Annotated in this window: 1 protein-coding gene and 1 pseudogene; both read left to right on the top strand. The window is 41.9% G+C overall.

Going from position 1 to position 1,982, the window contains the following annotated elements; genetic code table 11:
- Nucleotides 1-161, top strand: a pseudogene (locus tag GBN19_RS15260) (IS4-like element ISAba33 family transposase); the annotation flags it as partial.
- A 129-nt stretch (nt 162-290) separates the two neighbouring features.
- Nucleotides 291-1,754 (top strand): phospholipase D family protein, encoded by a 1,464-nt coding sequence (locus GBN19_RS15255; RefSeq protein WP_151778683.1) that lies wholly within the window; start codon nt 291-293, stop codon nt 1,752-1,754.
- The last annotated feature ends 228 nt before the right edge of the window (nt 1,755-1,982 follow it).

Below are 1,982 nucleotides of genomic sequence, written 5' to 3'. Positions count from 1 at the left end.
TAAAGAAGCATGGACGACTTTCAGTAAGTTTATTTCGCTACGGTTTGGACTATGTTCAAATGGCTGTTCTACGTTTGATTGGTTTTGGGAAAAAAGAAGAATTTAAGAAAGTGCTCGCAATTTTAAGAAAGAAAAAGCCTGATAGGACAAGGGTCCTATGAAATTTGTCGTGTACAGAGCTTCTAAGATTTAAGTCCAATTCGTGACAGGAGTGCTTCCCATCACGAAATTACTCTTGAAAAAATTGAAGAGAAAACCTAGCCTGACACTATTCGGCTAGGTTTATTTTTATGCGTATATTTCACAAAATTCATGATAAATTACAATGGTCTCCCCGCCATTATGCGGGCTTATTGGTCGGTATTTTATGTCTTGGCTATGCCTCTTCTGCGGTCTATCACACCGTAAAACCGCTCCCTCGGGGTGTTGATTACACAGGAAAGTTGCATCATGCCGATGTACAGTTCTTGGCTGATGAAACCTATGTCGATGCGACAGGTAAAGTACAGCAGGATCAGCATATCTTTGATCAGATTTTGAGTTTGGTGGCACAAGCCAAAACCACGATTGTGATTGATATGTTCTTGTTTAATGATGAAATGGGCAAAAATGCTCAACCTCAGCGTCATTTGACCCAAGAACTGACTCAAGCCCTGATTCGCAAACGAATTCAATCACCTAATATTGAAATTAAAGTTATTACCGACCCGATCAACTCAGTCTATGGTGGGCTTGCACCTGAGCATTATCGCAAATTGCGTCAGGCGGGTGTTGATGTGATTGAAACCAACCTTGCACCATTACGTGCGTCTAATCCGACATGGTCCGGTTTTTGGTATTTGTGCTGTCAGGGTTTAGGCAATAATCCGCAAGGTGGATGGCTAGCGAATCCATTTGGTCAGGGCAAAGTCACCTTACGCAGCTATTTAGATTTACTCAACTTCAAAGCCAATCACCGTAAAACCATTGTGGTCGATACCGATCAGGGCTGGAAAGGGCTAGTTACTTCTGCCAATCCACACGATGGCAGTTCACACCATGACAATGTGGCATTGTTGGTGTCTGGGCCAGTTGCCGTGGATATTTTAAATTCTGAGCAACCTGTAGCTGAAATGTCACAAGGTGAAATGGGCGTGGTGATTGTTGGTCAGCAAGAGGGTGATAAGCACTTACCGCAAGTGCAGGTTGTGACCGAAGCCGCCATTTATCGTGCTGCACTGAATATGATCAATACAGCAAAACCTCAAGATCAGATTGATCTGGCAATGTTCTATTTGTCTGAACGAAAAATTATTGCTGCTTTAAAACAAGCCAAGCAGCGTGGTGTGCAGGTTCGTGTTTTGCTTGACCCGAATAAAGATGCCTTTGGTCGTCAGAAAAATGGTATTCCGAATCGTGAAGTGGCGGTTGAATTGCATGATGCAGGCATTCAAGTGCGTTGGAATGATACGCATGGTGAGCAGGCACATACTAAAATGCTGTTCAAACACAATGCGACCCAATCTGAATTATTACTTGGTTCAGCCAATTTTACCGCACGTAATTTGAAAAACTATAATCTGGAAACCGATTTGCGCGTGATTGGCTCAAGCCAAACGCCAGTATTTGTCGATGCCAAAAAGTATTTCAACACCGCATGGGAAAATCTGGACGGGCGACAAATCAGTGTTGATTACAGCAAATATGCCGACAGTTCAAAACTGAAATATGTGTTGTATCGTTTTATGGAATGGTCAGGTTTATCAACATTCTAAAAATGAAAACGCAATTAAAAAGAGAGGTCATGTGCCCACTGCTGTCCCATAGTTTGCTTTAAATAAAAAAACCTGAGTCCTAACAGTTAAAATATGAGTGCAAACAAACACTTTAACGACCAGGATTCAGGTTTTGTCACATCAGAATACCGTATTTTATGAGCTAATTAAACCTGTTGTGCGACAGGATTTTGAACAACTTGCTAAAGTACACCATGTTGGACAGAA

The organism is Acinetobacter brisouii (genome assembly GCF_008993995.1).
Lineage (GTDB): Bacteria > Pseudomonadota > Gammaproteobacteria > Pseudomonadales > Moraxellaceae > Acinetobacter > Acinetobacter brisouii_A.
Note: the sequence above shows the minus strand (reverse complement) of the source record. Positions and strands in the feature narration are given on the sequence as shown.